This is a genomic window from Marinobacter salinus (assembly GCF_001854125.1).
GTDB classification, from domain to species: Bacteria; Pseudomonadota; Gammaproteobacteria; order Pseudomonadales; family Oleiphilaceae; genus Marinobacter; species Marinobacter salinus.
The window spans coordinates 3,770,078-3,788,842 of sequence record NZ_CP017715.1; the positions used below are offsets into that span (position 1 = coordinate 3,770,078).

At 56.5% G+C, this 18,765-nt stretch carries 15 protein-coding genes; 6 read left to right on the plus strand and 9 right to left on the minus strand.

Annotated features, from left to right (window positions below):
- Positions 1-98: 98 nt before the first annotated feature.
- Positions 99-1,781 carry a putative bifunctional diguanylate cyclase/phosphodiesterase gene (locus BKP64_RS17385; protein WP_227515454.1) on the plus strand — a complete coding sequence of 561 codons (1,683 nt, stop codon included), beginning with the start codon at positions 99-101 and terminating at the stop codon, positions 1,779-1,781.
- A 130-nt stretch (positions 1,782-1,911) separates the two neighbouring features.
- The gene (locus BKP64_RS17390) at positions 1,912-2,865 is read left to right on the plus strand and encodes an AraC family transcriptional regulator (RefSeq protein WP_227515455.1); all 954 of its coding nucleotides are present in this window, start codon (positions 1,912-1,914) and stop codon (positions 2,863-2,865) included.
- 43 nt (positions 2,866-2,908) lie between these two features.
- Here the strand turns inward: BKP64_RS17390 and BKP64_RS17395 are convergent, their stop codons facing one another.
- Positions 2,909-5,947, minus strand: a complete 3,039-nt coding sequence (locus BKP64_RS17395; protein ID WP_070972914.1) for an efflux RND transporter permease subunit — start codon at positions 5,945-5,947, stop codon at positions 2,909-2,911.
- Complete coding sequence (locus tag BKP64_RS17400) at positions 5,947-7,050, minus strand: efflux RND transporter periplasmic adaptor subunit (RefSeq protein WP_070972916.1); 1,104 nt, start codon at positions 7,048-7,050, stop codon at positions 5,947-5,949. Before BKP64_RS17400 ends, BKP64_RS17395 begins: the two co-directional genes overlap by 1 nt.
- Before the next feature lie 257 nt (positions 7,051-7,307).
- On the opposite strand from BKP64_RS17400, the gene BKP64_RS17405 reads away from it, so the two are divergent.
- The gene (locus tag BKP64_RS17405; protein WP_070972918.1) at positions 7,308-7,805 is read left to right on the plus strand and encodes a DnaJ domain-containing protein; all 498 of its coding nucleotides are present in this window, start codon (positions 7,308-7,310) and stop codon (positions 7,803-7,805) included.
- A 3-nt stretch (positions 7,806-7,808) separates the two neighbouring features.
- Here BKP64_RS17405 and BKP64_RS17410 read toward each other — a convergent pair whose 3' ends face one another.
- A complete protein-coding gene (locus BKP64_RS17410) occupies positions 7,809-8,621 on the minus strand; it encodes a secretin N-terminal domain-containing protein (RefSeq protein WP_227515456.1) in 813 nt (270 codons plus the stop codon).
- A 354-nt stretch (positions 8,622-8,975) separates the two neighbouring features.
- Between BKP64_RS17410 and BKP64_RS17415 the strand changes: the two genes are divergently transcribed.
- The gene (locus BKP64_RS17415; protein WP_070972920.1) at positions 8,976-10,028 is read left to right on the plus strand and encodes a 3-deoxy-7-phosphoheptulonate synthase; all 1,053 of its coding nucleotides are present in this window, start codon (positions 8,976-8,978) and stop codon (positions 10,026-10,028) included.
- On the opposite strand, the gene BKP64_RS17420 is transcribed toward BKP64_RS17415, so the two are convergent.
- Positions 9,973-10,644, minus strand: coding sequence for a LysE family translocator (locus BKP64_RS17420; RefSeq protein ID WP_070973758.1), 672 nt, complete (start codon positions 10,642-10,644; stop codon positions 9,973-9,975). The genes BKP64_RS17415 and BKP64_RS17420 overlap by 56 nt on opposite strands.
- A gap of 169 nt (positions 10,645-10,813) precedes the next feature.
- Between BKP64_RS17420 and BKP64_RS17425 the strand changes: the two genes are divergently transcribed.
- Together BKP64_RS17425 and BKP64_RS17430 are read left to right on the plus strand one after the other, a co-directional pair.
- Complete coding sequence (locus BKP64_RS17425) at positions 10,814-12,256, plus strand: dihydrolipoyl dehydrogenase (RefSeq protein ID WP_070972923.1); 1,443 nt, start codon at positions 10,814-10,816, stop codon at positions 12,254-12,256.
- A gap of 170 nt (positions 12,257-12,426) precedes the next feature.
- Positions 12,427-12,900: a Dps family protein gene (locus BKP64_RS17430; protein WP_070972925.1), complete on the plus strand. Its 474-nt coding sequence runs from the start codon at positions 12,427-12,429 to the stop codon at positions 12,898-12,900.
- 44 nt (positions 12,901-12,944) lie between these two features.
- Here the strand turns inward: BKP64_RS17430 and BKP64_RS17435 are convergent, their stop codons facing one another.
- From BKP64_RS17435 to BKP64_RS17455, 5 genes are all read right to left on the minus strand, one after another.
- On the minus strand, positions 12,945-14,069 hold the full coding sequence (locus BKP64_RS17435) for an NAD(P)/FAD-dependent oxidoreductase (protein WP_070972927.1): 1,125 nt from the start codon (positions 14,067-14,069) through the stop codon (positions 12,945-12,947).
- The gene (locus BKP64_RS17440; protein WP_070972929.1) at positions 14,069-15,382 is read right to left on the minus strand and encodes an SAM-dependent methyltransferase; all 1,314 of its coding nucleotides are present in this window, start codon (positions 15,380-15,382) and stop codon (positions 14,069-14,071) included. Before BKP64_RS17440 ends, BKP64_RS17435 begins: the two co-directional genes overlap by 1 nt.
- Positions 15,383-15,613: 231 nt before the next feature.
- Positions 15,614-16,909: a TRAP transporter large permease gene (locus BKP64_RS17445; protein WP_070972931.1), complete on the minus strand. Its 1,296-nt coding sequence runs from the start codon at positions 16,907-16,909 to the stop codon at positions 15,614-15,616.
- The gene (locus BKP64_RS17450) at positions 16,906-17,451 is read right to left on the minus strand and encodes a TRAP transporter small permease subunit (RefSeq protein WP_070972933.1); all 546 of its coding nucleotides are present in this window, start codon (positions 17,449-17,451) and stop codon (positions 16,906-16,908) included. Before BKP64_RS17450 ends, BKP64_RS17445 begins: the two co-directional genes overlap by 4 nt.
- Positions 17,452-17,554: 103 nt before the next feature.
- Positions 17,555-18,631, minus strand: a complete 1,077-nt coding sequence (locus tag BKP64_RS17455; protein ID WP_070972935.1) for a TRAP transporter substrate-binding protein — start codon at positions 18,629-18,631, stop codon at positions 17,555-17,557.
- Positions 18,632-18,765: the final 134 nt, after the last annotated feature.

An 18,765-nucleotide genomic window follows, 5' to 3' on the forward strand; every position in this document is an offset into this window, starting at 1 on the left:
ATTTATCAGCGGTTTTGCAATATATGGCTAGGTTGGCGACATTTCCTGCTTATCCTGAATTGGGCGGGTCGATTCACGTTCAGGGATAGAGGAGTGAGATGTCGGTGCAGGTAATCCAACAACAAAACTTCAAGGCACTGGTGGATAATCACCCCCGTGCCATTATGCTGGCGACTACGGAACCGAGAATTGCCTATGTGAATCATATGTTCCGCACGGTAACTGGCTATCAATCGGGAGAGGTAATTGGTCAGGCACCCTCCGTGTTGAGTTCAGGTTTGCACTCCCGGGAGTTTTATCGGGTGATGTGGCAAGGCCTCAATGATAATGGCCGGTGGGAGGGGGTGATCTGGAATCGACGGAAGAGTGGGGAAACCTACCCGCAGTGGCTCACAATTTATCCCGTTGAGTTCAATGCCCAGCGCTTTTTTGTCGGCGTATTCATGGATGTGGGTGATATCGCTGCCGGCAACGAGCGACTTGCCTCCCTTGCCTATTATGATCCTCTGACAGAGTTGCCTAATCGTTCCCTGTTCCAGGAGTTTCTCAAAGCCCGGGTTTCCCAGCGAGAGGCCAGTCAGAGTACATTCGGCGTGCTTTTTATCGATCTCGATTTTTTCAAGTCAATCAACGATCTTCATGGTCACCAGCGTGGTGACAGTGTTTTGCAGCAAGCGGCGCTTTGCATCCGGAGTGTGCTGAGGGCTAGTGACGTAGTGGCTCGATTGTCCGGCGATGAATTCGCCGCAATCGTTGAACTGAATTCGGCAGAAGAGCTGGAAGGTATCTGTCAACGCACGACTCAGGTTTTCCGGGCTCCCGTTGTAGTGGACAAACGCGAATATTTCCTTTCGGCGTCTGTTGGTGCGGCCCTTTTCCCGCGGCATGGTCAGACCGGCAGTGAATTGCTCCAGAATGCCGATCGTGCCATGCATATGGCCAAGATGGCGGGACGGGCCTGCCACCGGATGTACAGCGCCGCGGACACGGAGGAGGGGCATTATAAACAGCGGCTATCGGAGGCGTTGGTCGCGTCCCTGAAAACCGCACCGCATGAATTCAGTGTGGTGTACCAGCCCCAGTATCAGCTGGCGACGGGCGAAATGGCGGGGCTGGAGGCACTCTTGCGATGGCATCACCCCGAGTTCGGCGCTGTGTCACCTGCGGACTTTGTGCCTGTTGCAGAGCAACGCGGGCATATTCATGAGCTGACGGAACACCTTGTTCGCTGCATTCTGGCGGATCTTCCAAAAGCCGCGGAGGGGCTCCCTTCCGGGCTCAGACTGGCGATCAACATATCCGCCCGTCAAATTTCCGATTCACGCCTGCAGCAGTTGCTTGATGTCCTGTTTGCCCGCATTCGTCAGATTTGCTGGTTGCCGGAGATCGAGATTACGGAAACTCACCTTATGCATTTGTCTGCGGAGTGCCTGGCCCGACTGCGGGATTTTGGTGACCAGGGAGTGAGCGTGGCGGTGGATGATTTCGGGACGGGTTATTCCTCACTGGCTTACCTGCACACCCTGCCCGTACATGTCCTGAAGATCGACCGACAGTTCATCAAGCGTCTCGGAGGCGTAGGTACTGACTCACGGATTGTCTCGGCGATCCTTGGTATTGCCGATGCTCTTGAGCTTGAGGTGGTCGCTGAAGGCATCGAAAACGGGGCTCAGTATCGGATGCTTAACGATCTCAAATGTCACCGTGGGCAAGGATTTCTGATGGCCAGGCCAGCGACCTGGGATGCTATAAAGTTGCTATTTTTTGACACGTGTCAATGACACGACAATTAATGGGTTGATTTCTGGGGTTCTGCAATATGTGGCTATTGGAATATGGTTAGATTGCTTACATGTGTGGGTCCATTTTCACGCGTTGAACCCTATGCCCGTCGAAACGCCAGAGCTCGAATTGCAATCGTATCTCCGATTGAATCATGCATCCTCTCGGGAATGGTTGTCGGCAGTCCGTCTGCTTTTAGGGTGCGCGAGTATTGAGTGCCATGTCGCTGGCAACCAGGCGAGGGTTGGAGCCCTATCTGCAATTGACGTCGAAGGAGGCCGGATTGCCTGCCTTTATGCCAGCCAGGATATGGATATTTCAGGTTGTCAGGCGGAAGGGCCGGTTCTGGTTGTGCCAGTAGAAGGTCATGTCGAAGCTTCCTGGGATGACCATTCCTGGTGGCCGGTGAGCCCGCTCCTGATCATGCACGCAGGGAATCGCCCCCGTCTTCGTTTGGGTGAAAAAAGTCAGGTGATTATTCTCAAGCCGGCACCCGGAGTGGTGCCGGCTCCGGTTGGTGACGAGCCCAACAGGCTAATCTCCGAGATACGCCATCTGGTTGACAACTATCTCTTCAAGGCCGGCTTTTTCTTCAATGATCAGCATGCCCGGGCATTGACGACGGAGCTGTTCAGGAGCCTCGGCGCCTTGCTTGGAAACGGCGGGAGACGGCACATTCCGGAATGTCTGAAACTTGATCGCCGGCTGCTTCGGGTGTTGGACAGGTTCCGACAGCACCCCGAATGGGAGTTTGATCTCAGGGGGTTGGCCGCTCATTGCGGGGTGAGCGAACGGAATCTGTATTATCTGATGAAGCGGGAAACCGGGATGACGCCTTATCGGTTGTTCCAGCGCTACCGGCTTATAAGGGTGAGGTGGCGACTGGTGGACTGCACGTGCGACATCCCACACATTTCGACCTATGCGGCCGACGAAGGCTTCTCACACCTTGGTCGGTTCGCTGCACTTTACCGGGAACACTTTGGGGAACTGCCGAGTGAAACCGTGCAGTGGCGTCGGAATTTGTGCGCGGATGCAAAGTCCCCACAGGACCGCGCAGCGGTTTCAGAAGTCACCAAATAATAGAGCCCGGCTCACCTTTCGGTGACCGGGCTTCTATCCGCAGTTAGTGCGCCGCGTTGTTGTGGTCCCTGGCCAGCAGGATATAGAACGCCGGCAACACAAAGATGGTGAACAGCGTACCGATACCCAGGCCGGCACTGATGGTCAGGCCAATGGCGAAGCGACTTTCCGCACCGGGGCCAATGGCAATCAGTAGCGGCACCATGGCGAAGATCAGCGCGAGGGAGGTCATGATGATCGGGCGCAGCCGGATCGCGGCGGCTTCAATAACTGCGTTGACCTTGTTCAGGCCTTTCTCAATCTGCAGTTGGTTGGCGAATTCCACGATCAGAATGCCGTTTTTGGAGACCACGCCAATCAGGGTAATCAGCCCCACCTGGGTGTAGATGTTCATGGTGGCGAAGCCAAGCACAATAAACGCCATGGCACCCGCTACCGACATGGGCACGGACACCAGAATGATGAGTGGATCCCTCCAGCTTTCAAACTGCGCTGCCAGAACCAGGTAGATTACCAGCAGCGACAGGAAGAAAGTCACAACCAGTGCACTGCCCTGGGTCGCCAGCTGTCGGCTCTGGCCGGTGTAGTCATAACTGAAGCCTTGGGGGAGCGTCTCATCGGCGGTCTGCTCCATGAAGTCCATGGCAGTTCCGGCAGCGACACCCGGCATTACTACGCCCTGTAGAGTGAGTGAGTTCTGCTGGTTGAACTGGGTGCGGGTGGATGGCTCAATGTCGTGGCTGAAGCTGACGACACTGCCCAGAGGGACCAGTTCGCCGGAACCGGTGCGGATGTAGTAATCGTTCAGGGCCTGGGCGTCCAGGCGGAACTGCTGGTCAACCTGAGGAATTACCTGGTATGAACGGCCTTCCATGCTGAACCGGTTGATGTAGCCACCGCCGAGCATGCTGGAGAGGGCCTGACCAACGTCCTGCATCGATAATCCCAGATCAGCGACCCGGTCCCGATCCACGTTGATGCGGGTGACCGGCCGGTCGAAGTTGATCGACTTCTGCAGGAACATAAAGTTGCCGCTGCCCATGGCCTTGCCCAGCAGTTGGTCGGCAACCTGGTTCAGCTGCTCGTAAGTATTGCCGGTGGTGATGACGAACTGGAACGGCAGGCCGCCACCGGACCCGGGCAGGGAAGGCCTGGGGAACACGGCAGTCTGGAGGCCGGTCACGTTCTTGAGCTCCGCATCCAGCTGGGGCTGGGCCTCGAACTGGGAAATATCCCGCTGGCTCCAGGGCGCCATCTTGAAGCCACCGAACACCGCATTCGGTCCGGTGAAGCCGATGATCATGAAGTCCTCTTCGTACCCGGGCAGTGTCGACATCCGGTTCTGGATTTCGTCACCGTGTTCCCGCAGATAATCCAGAGTCGCTGTTTGAGGGCCGAGGCCCTGATAGAACAGGATGCCCTGGTCTTCGGTTGGTGCAAGTTCGCTCTTGCTCATCATTGTCATGAAGTAAATTGAGCCCAGCACCACGAGTGCAAAGAAGATGACCACAGACTTGGTTTCCATCAGCGAGCTGAGGGCCTTCTTGTAGCCGTTGGACACGCCATTGAAGCTGCGCTCCACCAGGCTTTCGAACCTTCCCGGATTGCCGTGGGGTTTTAGTACCAGGCCTGAGAGCATGGGTGACAGGGTCAGCGCGACAATTCCCGAGATTACCACCGCGCCCGCCAGGGTAAAGGCGAATTCGGTAAACAGGGAGCCGACAAGGCCGCCCATGAAACCGATTGGTGCATACACCGCCACCAAGGTGGTGGTCATGGCGATGATTGGCACGGCCATTTCCCGCGCGCCATTGATGGCGGCATCAAAACGGGACTCCCCCTGCTCGATGTGGCGGTGGACGTTTTCGACCACGATGATGGCGTCGTCGACCACCAGGCCAATAGCCAGAACCATCGACAGCAGGGTAAGCAGGTTCAGCGAGAAGCCGAACATCAGCATCACGAAGGCACCTCCGACCAGTGACAGGGGCACCGCCACGGACGGAACGATGGAGGCGCGGATAGAGCCCAGACACAGGAACACCACCACCAGCACAATTGCCAGCGCTTCCAGCAGGGTCTTGATGACCTCATTGATAGAGTCTTCAATAAAGTTGGACGCATCGTAGGCGAGGCGTACATTCAGGCCGGAGGGCAGCTGGCTCTCAATGTCGGGCAGAGCGTCCTTGACCAGGCCGGCGACGGTCAGGGGGTTGGCGCCGGGTGCCAGTTCAATGGCGACGTAGGTCGCAGGGTCGCCTTTGTACAGGGCAAGCTGGTCGTAGGATTCAGAGCCCAGCTCAACGCGGGCAATATCCTGCAGGCGTATCTGGGTGCTGCCTGATTGTTTGACCACCAGGTTCCGGAACTGGTCGGGGTCGGCGACGTCGGTATCGCTGGTCATGCTGATCTCGGTGTACTGACCCTTGGTGTTGCCTACTGCTGCCTGATAGTTGTTGGCACGAAGCTTGGCAACCACTTCTGGCGGAGTCATATCGACGGCAGCCAGTCGTTCAGGGTCAAGCCAGACCCGGAGCGCGAACTTGCGACCGATAAGGTCGGCTTTACCAACGCCTGACAGCGCCTGCAGTTTGGGCTGAACCACCCGTGTGAGGTAGTCGGAAATCTGGGGCACGTCCAGTTCGCTGCTGTAGAAGGCAATGTACATCAGGGCCGTGGAGTCACCGGTGGTGGACGTGATCACCGGGTCCTGAGCTTCCGCAGGAAGCACGTTTCGCTGGCTGGCAACCTTGGCCTGAATTTCGGCTAGTGCCGCATTGGCGTCATAGTTGAGCACCATTTTGGCTGTAATGGTGGAGGCGCCCTGGGAACTGGTGGAGGTCAGGTAGTCGATGCCACTGGCTTCGGCAATCGCCTGCTGAAGCGGTGTGGTGATGAAGCCCTTGATCAGGTCCGAGCTGGCGCCTGGATAGGCTGTGGTGACAGTCACCGTGGTGCTCTCAAGCTCAGGGTACTGGCGGATTTCCATTTCCATGGCGGCCCGGGCACCGAGCAGCAGGATGAGCAGGCTGACCACCGTCGCCAGAACCGGCCGGTGGATAAATATGTCGGTAAATCGCATTATTCAGACGCCTCTTGCGGCTTCCCGGAATCGTCCTGGATCTCAACGGGCTGACCGGCTCGCAGGCGTAACAGGCCCTTGGCCACGACGGTCTCACCCTCGCTCAGACCAGAGCGGATCTCAACCCGATTGTTGCGGGTCTCGCCGGTGCTGACAGAACGCCGGGTGACAACCTGGGTGCCTTGATCGTTTTCGCCGACGACAAAAACGAAATCGCCATAGGTGTTATATGAAACTGCTGTGCGCGGCACAGTCACCACTTCGTTGTCCCTGGGCTGGCGGGTCATCACCGTCGCGAACATGCCCGGGCGGAGCAGGTTCTCTTCGTTGCTCAGGGTAGCGCGGATCCGTACCGTGCGGGTTTGCGGGTTCACCGAGGTATTGATGGCGCTGACCGTGCCTTCAAAACCATGCTGGGGTACTGCAGCGACGGTCGCAACGACCGGGTAGCCAGTTGCCACATCCGGCAGATTTTTTTCCGACAGGGTGTAATCAACATAGATCGGATCAAGCATGTTGATTTCGACAATGGGCGTGCCAGTCGGAATGTATTCGCCACGATCCACCATGCGGATGCCCAGCCTGCCATCAAAAGGCGCGCGAATAACCTTCTTGCTCAGCTGGGCTTCCGCCTCGTTCACGCGGGCGTTCGCGGCATCGAAGTTAGCCTTGACCTCATCATACTGGGACTGGGAAACAGCCCGTTTGGGCAGCAGATCCGAGACCCGCTTGAATTCCTGTTCAGCCAGCTGGGCCTCGGCCCGGCGGGTGCGAAGAGCCGCCTGGTCTATCGCGGAATTGATGCGGATGAGCACGTCACCCTGTTTAACGGTGTCGCCGGATTCAAAATTGATGGTTTCGATGACGCCGGGTACTTCATTGGCAACCTCAATACCGTTGACGGCTTCAATGCTTCCAACCGCTTTGATAGCCGGTGTCCACAGCTCGGTTTGAGCCGTGACTGCCGAGATCTGGGTCGGTGGGCGCGGCTGGCCCATCATCTCCTCCATCTGGCCGAACTGGTAGAATTTGTAGCCAAAAATGCCACCAAGGACGACGCCAAGGAAAATAATAACGATCAGGAAGCGGGAAGCTGTGCGCATAATTCGGGTCCTGGGGATCGGGGTTTTTCTGGTTCAGTGCAACGGACCTTCGAGGTCTGATAACTATGTGTCTTCCGTAAAACATAGCATCCTATAAAAATCTGATAGGGCTTGTCACCGGTTTGTCAGTATTTCTGCGTAGGATGTTCAAGGGTTTAACCCTTTTCTCGGCTATTTTGATGCGCCATGAACGATGCTGGTATTTTGATCGGGGAAAGTGACAGAATTACGACCGAACCTTCGCTAAGGATCAACCCATGCATTGGATTCTCGGTATTGCCCTGGCGGCTGCCGTTTTTATCGTTTTAAAGAAGTGGGGAGCATTGACGCCTGAGGGCCAGAAATCCGCGATCTGGAAGATAATACTGGTCGGCGGGGGTGCTCTTCTTCTATTCATGGTGCTGACAGGCCGGGTGCATGTGCTTACTGCAGCCGTTGCAGCGCTGATTCCCCTGTTGCGGAAACTTCCGGCGATGCTGAAGTATGTACCCATGTTTCGGCAACACGTCGGCATGGGTTCGGAGCGGGAACCCGGCACAGAAAATCAGGCGGGGCGGGCGGCTTCCCACGGCAACATGTCTGAGCGGGAAGCGTGCGAAGTGCTTGGTGTCGAGAAGGGTTGCGGCGAACAGGAGGTTATAACGGCTCACCGGAGGCTGATCCAGAAGCTGCATCCGGACCGCGGAGGTAATGATTACCTCGCCGCCAAGATCAATGAGGCCAAGAGCGTGCTGCTCCAAAAATACCGGGGCTAGGGTTTACGGCAGTATGTCGACTTTCACCTCGAAGCTCCGGTTTTCGGCGCGGTTGCTATTGACGTGGTAAGTGATGCCCGACTGCTGGCCACTCGCTTGTGTGGATGTCTTGCCCAGTGATACCCATTGGCCGGGCTCCACCCTGCGAATGGTAACCACGGCTTCCGTTTCATAGCCCGGAAGGGACGCCGGGTCCTCCTCGAAAGAGACGATGTTCAGTTCAACGGCACGGTCGGAAATAACCTGTGGGCTCACCAGAAAGCCGCTTCGGGTTTCAACCTGCTCCAGAATGGCCGCTGGATTACGACCGCCCCGAATGGCCACCGGAAGAGTGCGAATCTGGCCAGAGGTAATGTGTGCGGACTGGCCATCCTGAACCACCAGTGTTCGTTGGCGGGTGTTGTTGGTGCTGGTCACTTTGCGCTCGACAGTTACGCCGACCCGGCTTTCCGAGGCGGAAACGCCGGTGCCGGAGCGTTTGCCACCGCTGTTTTCCCGGGATCGAACCGTGATTCGAAGCTGCGCGGGGGCAACGTCCATGGCAGTAATCAGCCTTCCGATCTCGTCCAGCAACGGTTCGTCGCCCCGGACCACCACTTGTCGCCCCCGGGCTGTCACTGTCACAGGAGCGTTCTGGTAAAGTTCACGGATTTGTCCGGCCACATCGACAGCCGGCCGATTCTGCAACTCGTAGACCCGCGCTTCAGTCTGTGCGAGGACGCCGGCGGGGAACAGACACAGCGCCAGTATCAGGGCCAGAGCCTGTGACAGGATGCTCATGTCACGCCAGAGGTAAGAGGACTCTTTCAGTGTCATTTCTGCTCCTGACCCAGCTGTTGACTTGAAAAAGTCCGGACAACGGGGTTGCCAAGTTCAAAACCATAGGTATATATTGGAAAGCATGAAGACCACACACACGACCTGTCAATTGAATGTTCTGCAAGCTTTCGGTGAAAAATCGACGGTGAGGGTTGCTGCTGTGTTTTCTTGGTGGTTTGGTTATGGCTTTTATTTTAGCCAGAGCCCGGGCCGCCCGTAAGATCTTCATCGACGAACAACGAGGAAGGCAGCCCGGCAGAGAACCCAGGCTGCCACCGGACTCAAAAAGCCCCGACTGGTAGCCCAGCCGGGGCTTTTTTGATTCTGACGCAGGGAAACGGGAACACTGACATGAACATGCCCTTGAACACTGAAGTGACTGACCAGAATGCCGGGTCTCTGGCTCTGCACCGGCAGGAAGTCGTTCTGCCTTCGCCGGCGGAGCTCAAACAGGAGATGCCAGCGAGTGATTTTGTCACTGGGCAAGTGGATGAACAGAGGCAGGCGATCCGGCAAATTCTGCACGGTCGTGACGACAGAATGCTGATCGTGATGGGGCCTTGCTCCATCCACGACGAAGTGGCGGCCCTGGAATACGGGGAGAAGCTGAAAACGCTGTCGGATGCCGTCAGCGACCGGTTCCTGATTGTCATGCGTGCCTATCTGGAGAAACCCCGTACGACTGTTGGCTGGAAAGGGTTGCTTTACGATCCGGAGCGCGCCGGCACCGGAGATCTGAAGGAGGGGCTGCGCCGTTCCCGTCGTCTGCTCCTTAATCTGGCGGCGATGGGGCTACCCCTGGCCACCGAAGCGCTGAGTCCGTTTGCCATGGATTACCTTGGCGATCTGGTGAGCTGGACCGCCATTGGTGCCCGTACCACCGAGTCCCAGATTCACCGGGAAATGGTCAGCGGTCTGCCAATGCCGACCGGGTTCAAGAACGGTACCGATGGCGGCATTGCGGTTGCCACCAACGCCATGAAGTCGGCCAGCCATCCTCACCATCACCTTGGTGTGTCCGCGACCGGTGCGCCGGTGATGATTACCACCCGGGGCAACCCCGACACACATCTGGTTCTGCGAGGCGGGCGGGGCATCACCAACTACGATGCCGCCAGCATTGAGGAAGCGGTCGCTACCCTGACCGATGCCGGGTTGTCCACAGCGGTAATGGTGGATTGCAGCCATGATAATGCCTGCAAGCAGGCCGAGCGACAGCTGGATATTGCCAGGAAAGTGGTGGCACAGCGCCATGCCGGGAATCAACACATTCGGGGGCTAATGCTGGAAAGCTTCCTGGAGCCGGGTCGCCAGGACGATGGTGAGGATCTGCGTTATGGCTGCTCCATTACTGATCCATGCCTGGGCTGGGATCAGACAGAGGCTCTGATCCGCTCACTGTAGACAGAAGCAGTTGGCCGGCTAGCAGCAGGAGAACGCCGCCCATTATCCGGTCCAGCCAGTGGCCGAAACGATTGAAGCCCCTGCGTACCCGCGGAAGAGTGAAGAAGATGGCAACCATGGCGAACCAGATTCCGGTAGCCAGTGCCATATAAACGCCGTAGCCCGCTTGCAGGGCGGTGGGCGTGCCGGGGCTGATCACCACGGAAAACAGGGAAACGAAAAACAGTGTTGCCTTTGGGTTAAGGGCATTGGTCAGAAACCCCAGGCGCAAAGCGGCAAAACCGGATTGGCTTGTGCGGGGCCCCGCTTCTACATGCACTCCACTGGCCCGGGCTCGCAGGCACTGGACGGCAATCCATGTGAGGTACAGTGCCCCCATAACCTTGAGAATACTGAACAGGACGATGGATTGCTGGATCAGCAGGCCAATGCCAAGCAGCGAATAGCCCACATGTACCAGTATGCCCAGGCCGATGCCGGTGGCCGTCAACAGAGCGTGGTTTCGAGTCTGGCTAAGCGCTTGCCTGAGCATCACGGCAAAATCCGGCCCCGGGCTTGCGACAGCCAGTAAGTGAACCAGCGCGACCGTCAGAAATTCCGGCCAGTAATTGTGCATGCTTTCGTCTCCGCCAGGTTCGCCGTCATTGGAAAAGTCTGACAGCATAGGCTGAATCCACGGTTTTTTCACGGGCGGATGAAACTTGTTACGGGTTCTATAATGAGGTCACGCCCCACTGAATCTTCCCCTGTTCCCGTGGGCCGGGAATGCCCCAGGAGGCTGTTGTATGGATAAGCGAGAAGCAGACGTTGCCATTATCGGCGTTGGAACAGCCGGTATGGTGGCTTACCAACGTGTGCGAAAGGTCACCAACAAGGTGGTGCTGATTGAAGCCGACCAATACGGAACCACCTGCGCCAGAGTCGGATGCATGCCCAGCAAACTTCTGATTGCGGCTGCGGAGAACGCCCATCAGATGCGGCTTGGTGAGCTTTTTGGTGTCTCGGCCGGCGGAGTCAACATTGATGGCAAGCGAGTGATGGAGCGGGTGCGGGCCGAACGGGACCGGTTTGTGGGTTCGGTGATTCGCTCCGTTGAAAAATTCCCCGAGGAACATCGTCTCATGGGCCATGCCCGTTTCGTTGGGCCGAATCACCTTGAGGTTGGTAACAATGTAGAGGTTCACGCCCGGCGCATTATTATTGCGACCGGCTCCCGGCCCAAGGTTCCCGGTTTTCTCAAAGAAGCCAAGGATCGGCTGGTGGTGAATGACGATATCTTCGACTGGCACACCCTACCGGACTCGGTAGCGGTATTCGGCCCCGGCGTGATCGGCCTGGAACTGGGGCAGGCTCTGAGCCGACTCGGGGTCCGGGTGCGGATGTTCGGCGTTGGCGGCGCGGTTGGCCCGATTCAGGATGACGCTATCCGGGACTATGCGCTGAAAACCTTTAACGAGGAGTTTCCGCTGGATCCGGATGCGGATGTAAAAAGAGTTGAGCGGACTGATGACGGCGTGGCCGTTACGTTCGTGGATGGCGGTGCCGGCGAAAAAACCGAGGTTTTCGATTATCTGCTGGCGGCGACCGGACGGCAGCCGAATGTCGACGGGCTTGATATTCAGAACACTGACATTGAGCTGGACGAGGAGGGGCTCCCGCTGTTTGATCCTTACACCCTGCGTTGCGGCCAGAGTCATATTTTTATCGCCGGTGATGCCAACAACAGTCTGCCGCTCCTGCATGAGGCCGCAGACGAAGGGAGGATTGCGGGCGACAACGCAGCCTCCTATCCGGAGGTGCGGACCGGTCTGCGCCGGACACCTCTGGCCGTGGTCTTTACCGACCCGCAGATCGCCACAGTCGGGATGACCATTCACCAGGTGGATGAGAGCTGTCATGGCTGCTTCGCGGTTGGTGAGGTGTCCTTCGAGGACCAGGGGCGGAGTCGTGTGATTGGTCGGAACCGAGGCCTGCTCAGAGTCTATGGGGAGCACGGCAGTGGCTTGTTCATGGGCGCGGAAATGTTTGGCCCGGCGGCGGAACATATTGCCCACTTACTGGCGTGGTCGGCCCAGCGGCGACTGACCGTAAGTGAAATGCTGGAAATGCCGTTTTACCATCCGGTGATCGAGGAGGGGCTGAGAACCGCCCTGAAAGACCTGAGCCGTAACCTCAGCATTGGTCCGGCACCTGAAGAGGGGTGTACCGATTGCGGACCCGGTGTTTAATAGCTTTAATAAACAGTAGGTTACCCCGTAATTTCGGTTGTTTAAATATTGATTTAAAAATCAATAACCAATAACTATTAAAAGGATTGGCTAACTACACTTCCCGATGCTTGGTTGAATGCCCTAAAGTAGAAACATATTGAATCCCTAAACTGTCAAGGAGACGCGCAATGGGTAAGAACTTTATTGGTCTGGATACCGAAAAGACGGCAAAACTTGCCGATTCGCTGAACGATCTGCTGTCCAACTACCAGATCTTTTATATGAACGTGCGTGGGTACCACTGGAACATTAAGGGTGACAACTTCTTCGAGCTGCACGTGAAATTTGAAGAGCTCTACGATGACCTGCTACTGAAAATCGACGAAATTGCCGAGCGGGTACTCACTCTTGGCCATCGTCCTGCGCACGCCTACAGCACCTATATTGAGCGTTCCGAAGTGCCCGAGCGGAAGGACGTTTCCGATGGTAAGGAAGCCATGGAAAACATTGTGGAAAGTTTTGCCAAGTTGATTGGCAAACAGCGTGAACTGCTGAGCCTCGCTGGTGAAGCGGAAGACGAAGGCACTGTGGCGCTGATGAGCGATTATATTTCCCAGCAGGAAAAGACGGTGTGGATGTATCGCAGTTACCTCGGCCACTAAGCTGGTCGAAGCAGTAGATCTGACCGGGCAACAAGCCCGGTTTTTTATACCGCCAGGCTTACTGGAGGTATTTCCTGATGCAGGAACCACTTCTCCGTCACCACCTTTCGGGTGAACCAGTGTGAGCGCATCAGGGCACTGGCCAGTGGCGTCTTGACCCAGTCCGGTACCTGCCAGCCCTGTTCTGTGTCGCCTGCCCGGTTGCCGAATCGTTCGGCAATGGCATCTCCGTATATTTGCAGGGCGGAGGCGGAATAGTCGGGGGCATGTTCTATCACGTCGGCCGCCATCAAGGCTGACTCAATCGCAGGTCGTATACCCTCGCCACTCTGGGTATAGGCCAGCCCGGCAGAATCACCGATCAGCATAATTCCGTCATCCAGCAGTGGCCGTTCTGCGTGCGCATACAGAAGGTACGCGTGGCCCTTGAACCGGCCTGGCAGGTCTGGGGGAATTCGGCCTGTGGCCTTCATTTCATCCACAAAGGCCTGAAGGTGTGCGGTCAGCTTGTGATTGTCTTCCCTGCCCAGTCCGATGTTCAGGTAGTTGCCCTTTCGAAATACCCAGGCGTAGCCCTTGAGGTCCCTGCAAAACCAGAGCTCGGGTGTGTCACCACGAGCCTGACAGGTTGCTGCCTGCTCGGGTGTCATTTCAAACTCAACTTCTTTCGCTGCCACCACGGTTTCGTGACTGCCGGGGCCCTCTCCCAGGAGTCGGGCGACGGGGCAGAAGTGTCCTCCGGCTCCCACGATGAGGGGCGCTTCCCAGGTGTCGTTGACTATCCAGTTTGCCCCCTTTCGAACAATGGACCTGACGGGAGTGGAGAGCTGTTTGGGGGCCTCGACCCGATCCAACAGATACGCGTCAAATTCGCAGCGGCGAATGCCATAGCTCACGATATCGCCGTGGTCGTTTTCCACGGCCGGTTGCCCCATCATGCCAATCCGGAACCGGCGGATCGGCTGAAGTGTCCGGCTGTTGCCGTAATCGTCGAGATCAATGCGCAACGTTTCCATCACCGCCGGTGTGACCCAGCCGGCGCAGGTCTTGTCCCGGGGGAAGTCCTGTTTGTCGATGATCAGTATTCGTTTTCCGCTGTCTTTCAGAGCGTGAGCCAGGGTTGAACCCGCCGGACCGGCGCCGACGATGATGAGGTCATAATATTCCATCAGGCCTCCTCCGGTGCCGCTGGAAAGGCGTAAAGGTCCTGACGGTTTTGGGGCAACCGGTTGTTGTCTCCGTGAGTGAAGACCACCTGGAACAGCTGCAGCGAACCGGCTCTGAACGCCGCAATGGAACCAGCCAGATACATGCGCCAGGCGCGGGTGAAGTGCTCGTCGTACATTGTCGAGACTTCCTCTTCATTGCTGCTGAACCGCTCCATCCAGTGCGTCAGTGTCTGGGCATAGTGAAGCCGGAGATTCTCGACATCCAAAACGGAGAAGTCACCGTGCTCGCAGATTTCCATGAACTCTCCGATGCTGGGCGGGTAGGCGCCCGGGAAAATGCGTTTTTCGATCCAGGCATTCATCAGCATAGGGCGATTGCGGCCGATACTGTGCAAGAGTGCAATGCCATCGGGTTTGAGGCTTCGCTTGATCAGCTCGGACAGTGCCAGGTAATTTTCCTTTCCGACATGCTCTAGCATGCCAATGGACACAAAGGCATCGTACTGACCGTTTATGTTGCGGTAGTCGTCCTCAATGAAGTTGACAAGCTGGTCCAGATTTTCTTTGCGGGCCTGTTCCCGGGCATAGGTGAGCTGCTCTTTTGAGATATTGTAAGCGTCGACTCTGACGCCATAATGCCGGGCCATATATCGAGCCAGCCCGCCCCATCCACAGCCGGCCTCAACCACGGTCATGCCGGGCCTTAATCTTAGCTTGCGACACACGTGCTCCAGCTTGGCAAGCTGCGCTTGCTCCAGAGTCAGCTCGGGCCGTTCGTAATAGGCGCAGGTATACTGCATGGCAGCATGGTCCAGCCAGAGCTGGTAGAACTCATTGCCCAGGTCGTAATGGTGGTGAATGTTTTCCTTTGCTTCAGCAATTCCGGTGGGGCGTGGATTGTGATTTCGCCAGAGGGCCTCGAGCCACTTCGGCCATTTTTGCCGTGCAGCATGGACCGCCCGGTACAGGGTTTCCATCAGATCGGGCAAGTCACCCTCTACTTCCAGTCGCCCTGCGCTGTACAAGTCGCCAAAGGCAAGGTTGGGATTGGTGACCAGTGAATAGAGAGCCTTGGGATCACTGAGGTGTATGGTGAACCGGGCCTCCTGATCCCCGATGTCAATCAATTCGCCGTTCCACAACCGGAATCTCACCGGCGGCGACCCTGCCATTCTCATCAGTTTGGCGACGAGCCAGCGTTCGTAGCTGTGAGGGTTTCTGTCTGTCCGGGTCTGTTCCAGTGGCAAGGTCAATACGTGAGGCTTATGTTCACGTTCGGCCTGCGTGGATTTTTGGGCAGTACTCTGATCCATGGATCGTGCTCTCCTTTTTGCCTTAACCTCAACGTCACTGTTACGGATGACGCCCTGACGTCACCGAATACTGATCTGAGAATCGTCGACTATTTGTTCAGTATAGAAAACGATTGGATTTTGTCAGGTTAGCGGCTTATCGAGGATAGCCATGAGCCTAAAGGCAGAAACCGGAAAGAGCGAGAATGGGCAGATAAAAAAAACCGGGCTCGGGGCCCGGTTTTCAGAAGATCAGTACGTGGCACTCATCCCGAACCACTCCGGGAAAATCACAATGAGTGCCAGCACCAGTATCTGTATGAGGATAAAGGGGATGATGCCCTTGTAGATATCCGTCGTTTTAACGTTCGGCGGGGCCACCCCCTTCAGGTAGAAGAGCGAGAAACCAAAGGGTGGTGTCAAAAAGCTCGTCTGCAGGTTCATGGCGATCAGAATGGCGAACCAGAGCATGTTGATACCCATGGCTTCTGCCACCGGCGCCAGAATCGGCACGATGATGAAGGCAATCTCCACAAAGTCGATGAAGAACCCGAGCACCAGAATGACCAGCATGGCGAGAATGATGAATCCCCACTTTTCACCAGGTAACGCATGCAGCCAGCCTTCAAGGATATAGTCGCCACCGGTATAGCTGAATACCATGGAGAATGCGGTGGCGCCGATCAGGATCGCGAACACCATGGCGGTGACCTTCACGGTGTCCTTGGCGCTGTCCCAGACCATCCGGAACGAGAACTGGCGGTAAATAATGGCCAGAACAACCGCGCCTACTCCGCCCAGCGCGGAAGATTCCGTAGGTGTTGCAATACCCGCAAAGATTGACCCCAGAACAACAACGATCAGAGCGAGCGGAGGAATAATGGCGAGCAGTGCAGAGGCGACTTCCTGCTTGCGGGATCTCGTTGGATCCTCCGGCATCGCTGGCGCGGTTTCCGGCCTCAGGCGGGTCATGACCAGAATGTAGATAATGTACAGGCCGATCAGCACGATGCCCGGCCAGACCGCTGCCTTGAACAGATCCCCGACCGGCAGACCCAGTACGTCGCCCAGAATGATCAAGATGATGGACGGCGGCACGATCTGTCCCAAAGTCCCCGCTGCGCAGATGCTGCCTGTGGCCAGGCGCTTGTCGTACTTGTGTGCGAGCATCACGGGCAGGGAAATCAGGCCCATGGCAACAACGCTGGCGCCCACCACCCCGGTTGATGCTGCCAGCAATGCCCCGACCAGAACGGTTGAGATGGCGAGACCACCTGGCAACCCGCCAAAAAGGCGGCCCATGGATGTCAGCAGTTGTTCAGCCAGCTTGGTGCGCTGGAGAACAACGCCCATGAAGATAAACAGAGGAACCGCCATCAGCACGGTATTCTGCATCACGCTCATGATGCGATAGGGCATGAACGCGAAAAGATCCATGCCTTCAGAGAAAACGCCAAAGAAGAGCGCGACGCCGCCAAAGGTAAAGGCAACCGGGAAGCCCAGCATCAGCATGATGAGTGCCGCCCCAAACATGATTAGACCGATCATGCCAGGCCCTCCCCGCTGTGCTCCACTTCGTAGCTTTTCTCACCGGACAGCACCCGAATCGCGAAAGTCACCATGCCAAGGCCACTGGTTGCAATAAAGAATGCTGATACGGGGATAACGGCTTTAATAATCCAGCGATAGGGCAGGCCGCCGGGATCACCGCTGCCTTCGCCCATAGAGTAGGAATCGAGCGCAAAATCGTAACCGTAAGAGCCAATGAGGTAGGCGAACGGGATAACGAAAAGAACCGCGCCCGACAGGTTAACCCAGGCCTTGGCCTTGTTGCTCCAGTTCGTGTAGAAAACATCTACACGTACGTGGCCATCCGTGCGGAGCGCGTAAGGAATACCAAGCAGGAAAACAACCGAGTAAAGGTGCCATTCCATCTCCTGCATGCCAATTGAAACTTCGTTGAACGCGTAGCGGGACACAACATCATAAAAGACGTTGCCGGCCATCAGTATCATGGCAGCACAGGCAACCCAGCCACAGAGATTGGATAGTCGGGCCAGGCCCTCATCCAGTTTGATAATCCACCGCATTTCCAGTCCTCCGCCAAGCGGATTGGCGATTTTTCAGATTCTATAAACGAGAAAACCGGGATCGCCCAGAGAGAACGATCCCGGCTCAGGAACGGCTGATATCTTACTCGACTTCGGCCATTGTGTTGAGGTATGCGCGCTCTGAAATATCAGTGTAAGCGCGTGTCTTCTCCAGATAGTCTTCCTGGGACTCAACAATCTTGGCGGCAAGTTCGTCACCAGCGGCAGCTTCCTTCAGCAGCTTCTGGTTAGCCTTGTACATGGTCTGGAACACTTCTGTCGGGAACTTCTTGATCTGGACGTTCGGATACTCTTCCTTGATGCTGGCCCAGGCCTTCGCGTTTTCATGCTGCGACTGGATCAGCATGTCGTACGCGGCAGTCCGCATGGAGATGCGCAAGATTTCCTGAAGGTCAGCCGGCAGCTTGTCCCAGACTTTCTGGTTGACCAGGAACTGCAGCTCGGTTGCAGGTTCGTGCCAGCCGGTGTAGTAGTAGTCGGCAATCTGCTGGAAGCCGAGACGCAGGTCCAGAGCCGGGCCTACCCACTCAACAGCATCGATGGTGTTCCGCTCAAGGGCGGTATAAAGCTCACCCGGTGCGATATTGGTCGGGCTGACGCCAACCTCGGAAAAGACTTCACCGGCGAACCCCGGGATACGCATCTTCAGACCCTGAAGATCTTCTATAGATTTGATTTCCTTGCGGAACCAGCCACCCATCTGGATGCCGGTGTTGCCGCCCGGGAAGGACTTCAGTCCCAGAGGCTCGTACACTTCCTGCATCAGCTCCATGCCGTCGCCGTAGTAGAACCACGCGTACTGCTCGAGAGCGGTCATACCGAATGGCATGCTGGTGAAAAACAGGGTGTTGGGTACCTTGCCTTTCCAGTAGTAGGAGGCGGAATGCCCCATGTCATATTGTCCGGCCCTGACCATATCAAACACGCCCAGTGGGGCTTTGTGCTTATTAGAGGAGTCAATGCGGATTTTCAGTCGGCCATCAGACATCTTCTCGGCCATGGCCGCCATGCTTTTGGTGGCGTCACCAAAAATCGGGAAGTTCGGCCCCCAGGTTTCTGCGAGACGGAGTGTGAATGTGTCTTGTGCGAGCGCTTGTGTGGCGGCAAAGGTGGTTGCTACAGCCAGCACAGCCGCGGAAAGAACAGAACGGATCTTCATTGCTCTTCTATCCTCTTATCGTTTTTGTATTTTAGAGTGTCTTCCAGTGGGGAAGGGTCAACTCTTAACGCTAGCCCAAGGTAGCAATTATCGGTAGTAAACGGAATGAAAAACACTTTCATCTACGACCTAGG

Excerpts from the sequence above, each read along its gene's own strand:
- BKP64_RS17430 (WP_070972925.1), top strand. The coding sequence starts at position 12,427 with ATGGGTAAGAACTTTATTGGTCTGGATACCGAAAAGACGGCAAAACTT.
- BKP64_RS17400 (WP_070972916.1), bottom strand. The coding sequence starts at position 7,050 with ATGCGCACAGCTTCCCGCTTCCTGATCGTTATTATTTTCCTTGGCGTC.
- BKP64_RS17455 (WP_070972935.1), bottom strand. The coding sequence starts at position 18,631 with ATGAAGATCCGTTCTGTTCTTTCCGCGGCTGTGCTGGCTGTAGCAACC.
- BKP64_RS17450 (WP_070972933.1), bottom strand. The coding sequence starts at position 17,451 with ATGCGGTGGATTATCAAACTGGATGAGGGCCTGGCCCGACTATCCAAT.
- BKP64_RS17415 (WP_070972920.1), top strand. The coding sequence starts at position 8,976 with ATGAACATGCCCTTGAACACTGAAGTGACTGACCAGAATGCCGGGTCT.
- BKP64_RS17435 (WP_070972927.1), bottom strand. The coding sequence starts at position 14,069 with ATGGAATATTATGACCTCATCATCGTCGGCGCCGGTCCGGCGGGTTCA.
- BKP64_RS17440 (WP_070972929.1), bottom strand. The coding sequence starts at position 15,382 with ATGGATCAGAGTACTGCCCAAAAATCCACGCAGGCCGAACGTGAACAT.
- BKP64_RS17405 (WP_070972918.1), top strand. The coding sequence starts at position 7,308 with ATGCATTGGATTCTCGGTATTGCCCTGGCGGCTGCCGTTTTTATCGTT.
- BKP64_RS17385 (WP_227515454.1), top strand. The coding sequence starts at position 99 with ATGTCGGTGCAGGTAATCCAACAACAAAACTTCAAGGCACTGGTGGAT.
- BKP64_RS17420 (WP_070973758.1), bottom strand. The coding sequence starts at position 10,644 with ATGCACAATTACTGGCCGGAATTTCTGACGGTCGCGCTGGTTCACTTA.
- BKP64_RS17445 (WP_070972931.1), bottom strand. The coding sequence starts at position 16,909 with ATGATCGGTCTAATCATGTTTGGGGCGGCACTCATCATGCTGATGCTG.
- BKP64_RS17410 (WP_227515456.1), bottom strand. The coding sequence starts at position 8,621 with ATGACACTGAAAGAGTCCTCTTACCTCTGGCGTGACATGAGCATCCTG.
- BKP64_RS17395 (WP_070972914.1), bottom strand. The coding sequence starts at position 5,947 with ATGCGATTTACCGACATATTTATCCACCGGCCGGTTCTGGCGACGGTG.
- BKP64_RS17425 (WP_070972923.1), top strand. The coding sequence starts at position 10,814 with ATGGATAAGCGAGAAGCAGACGTTGCCATTATCGGCGTTGGAACAGCC.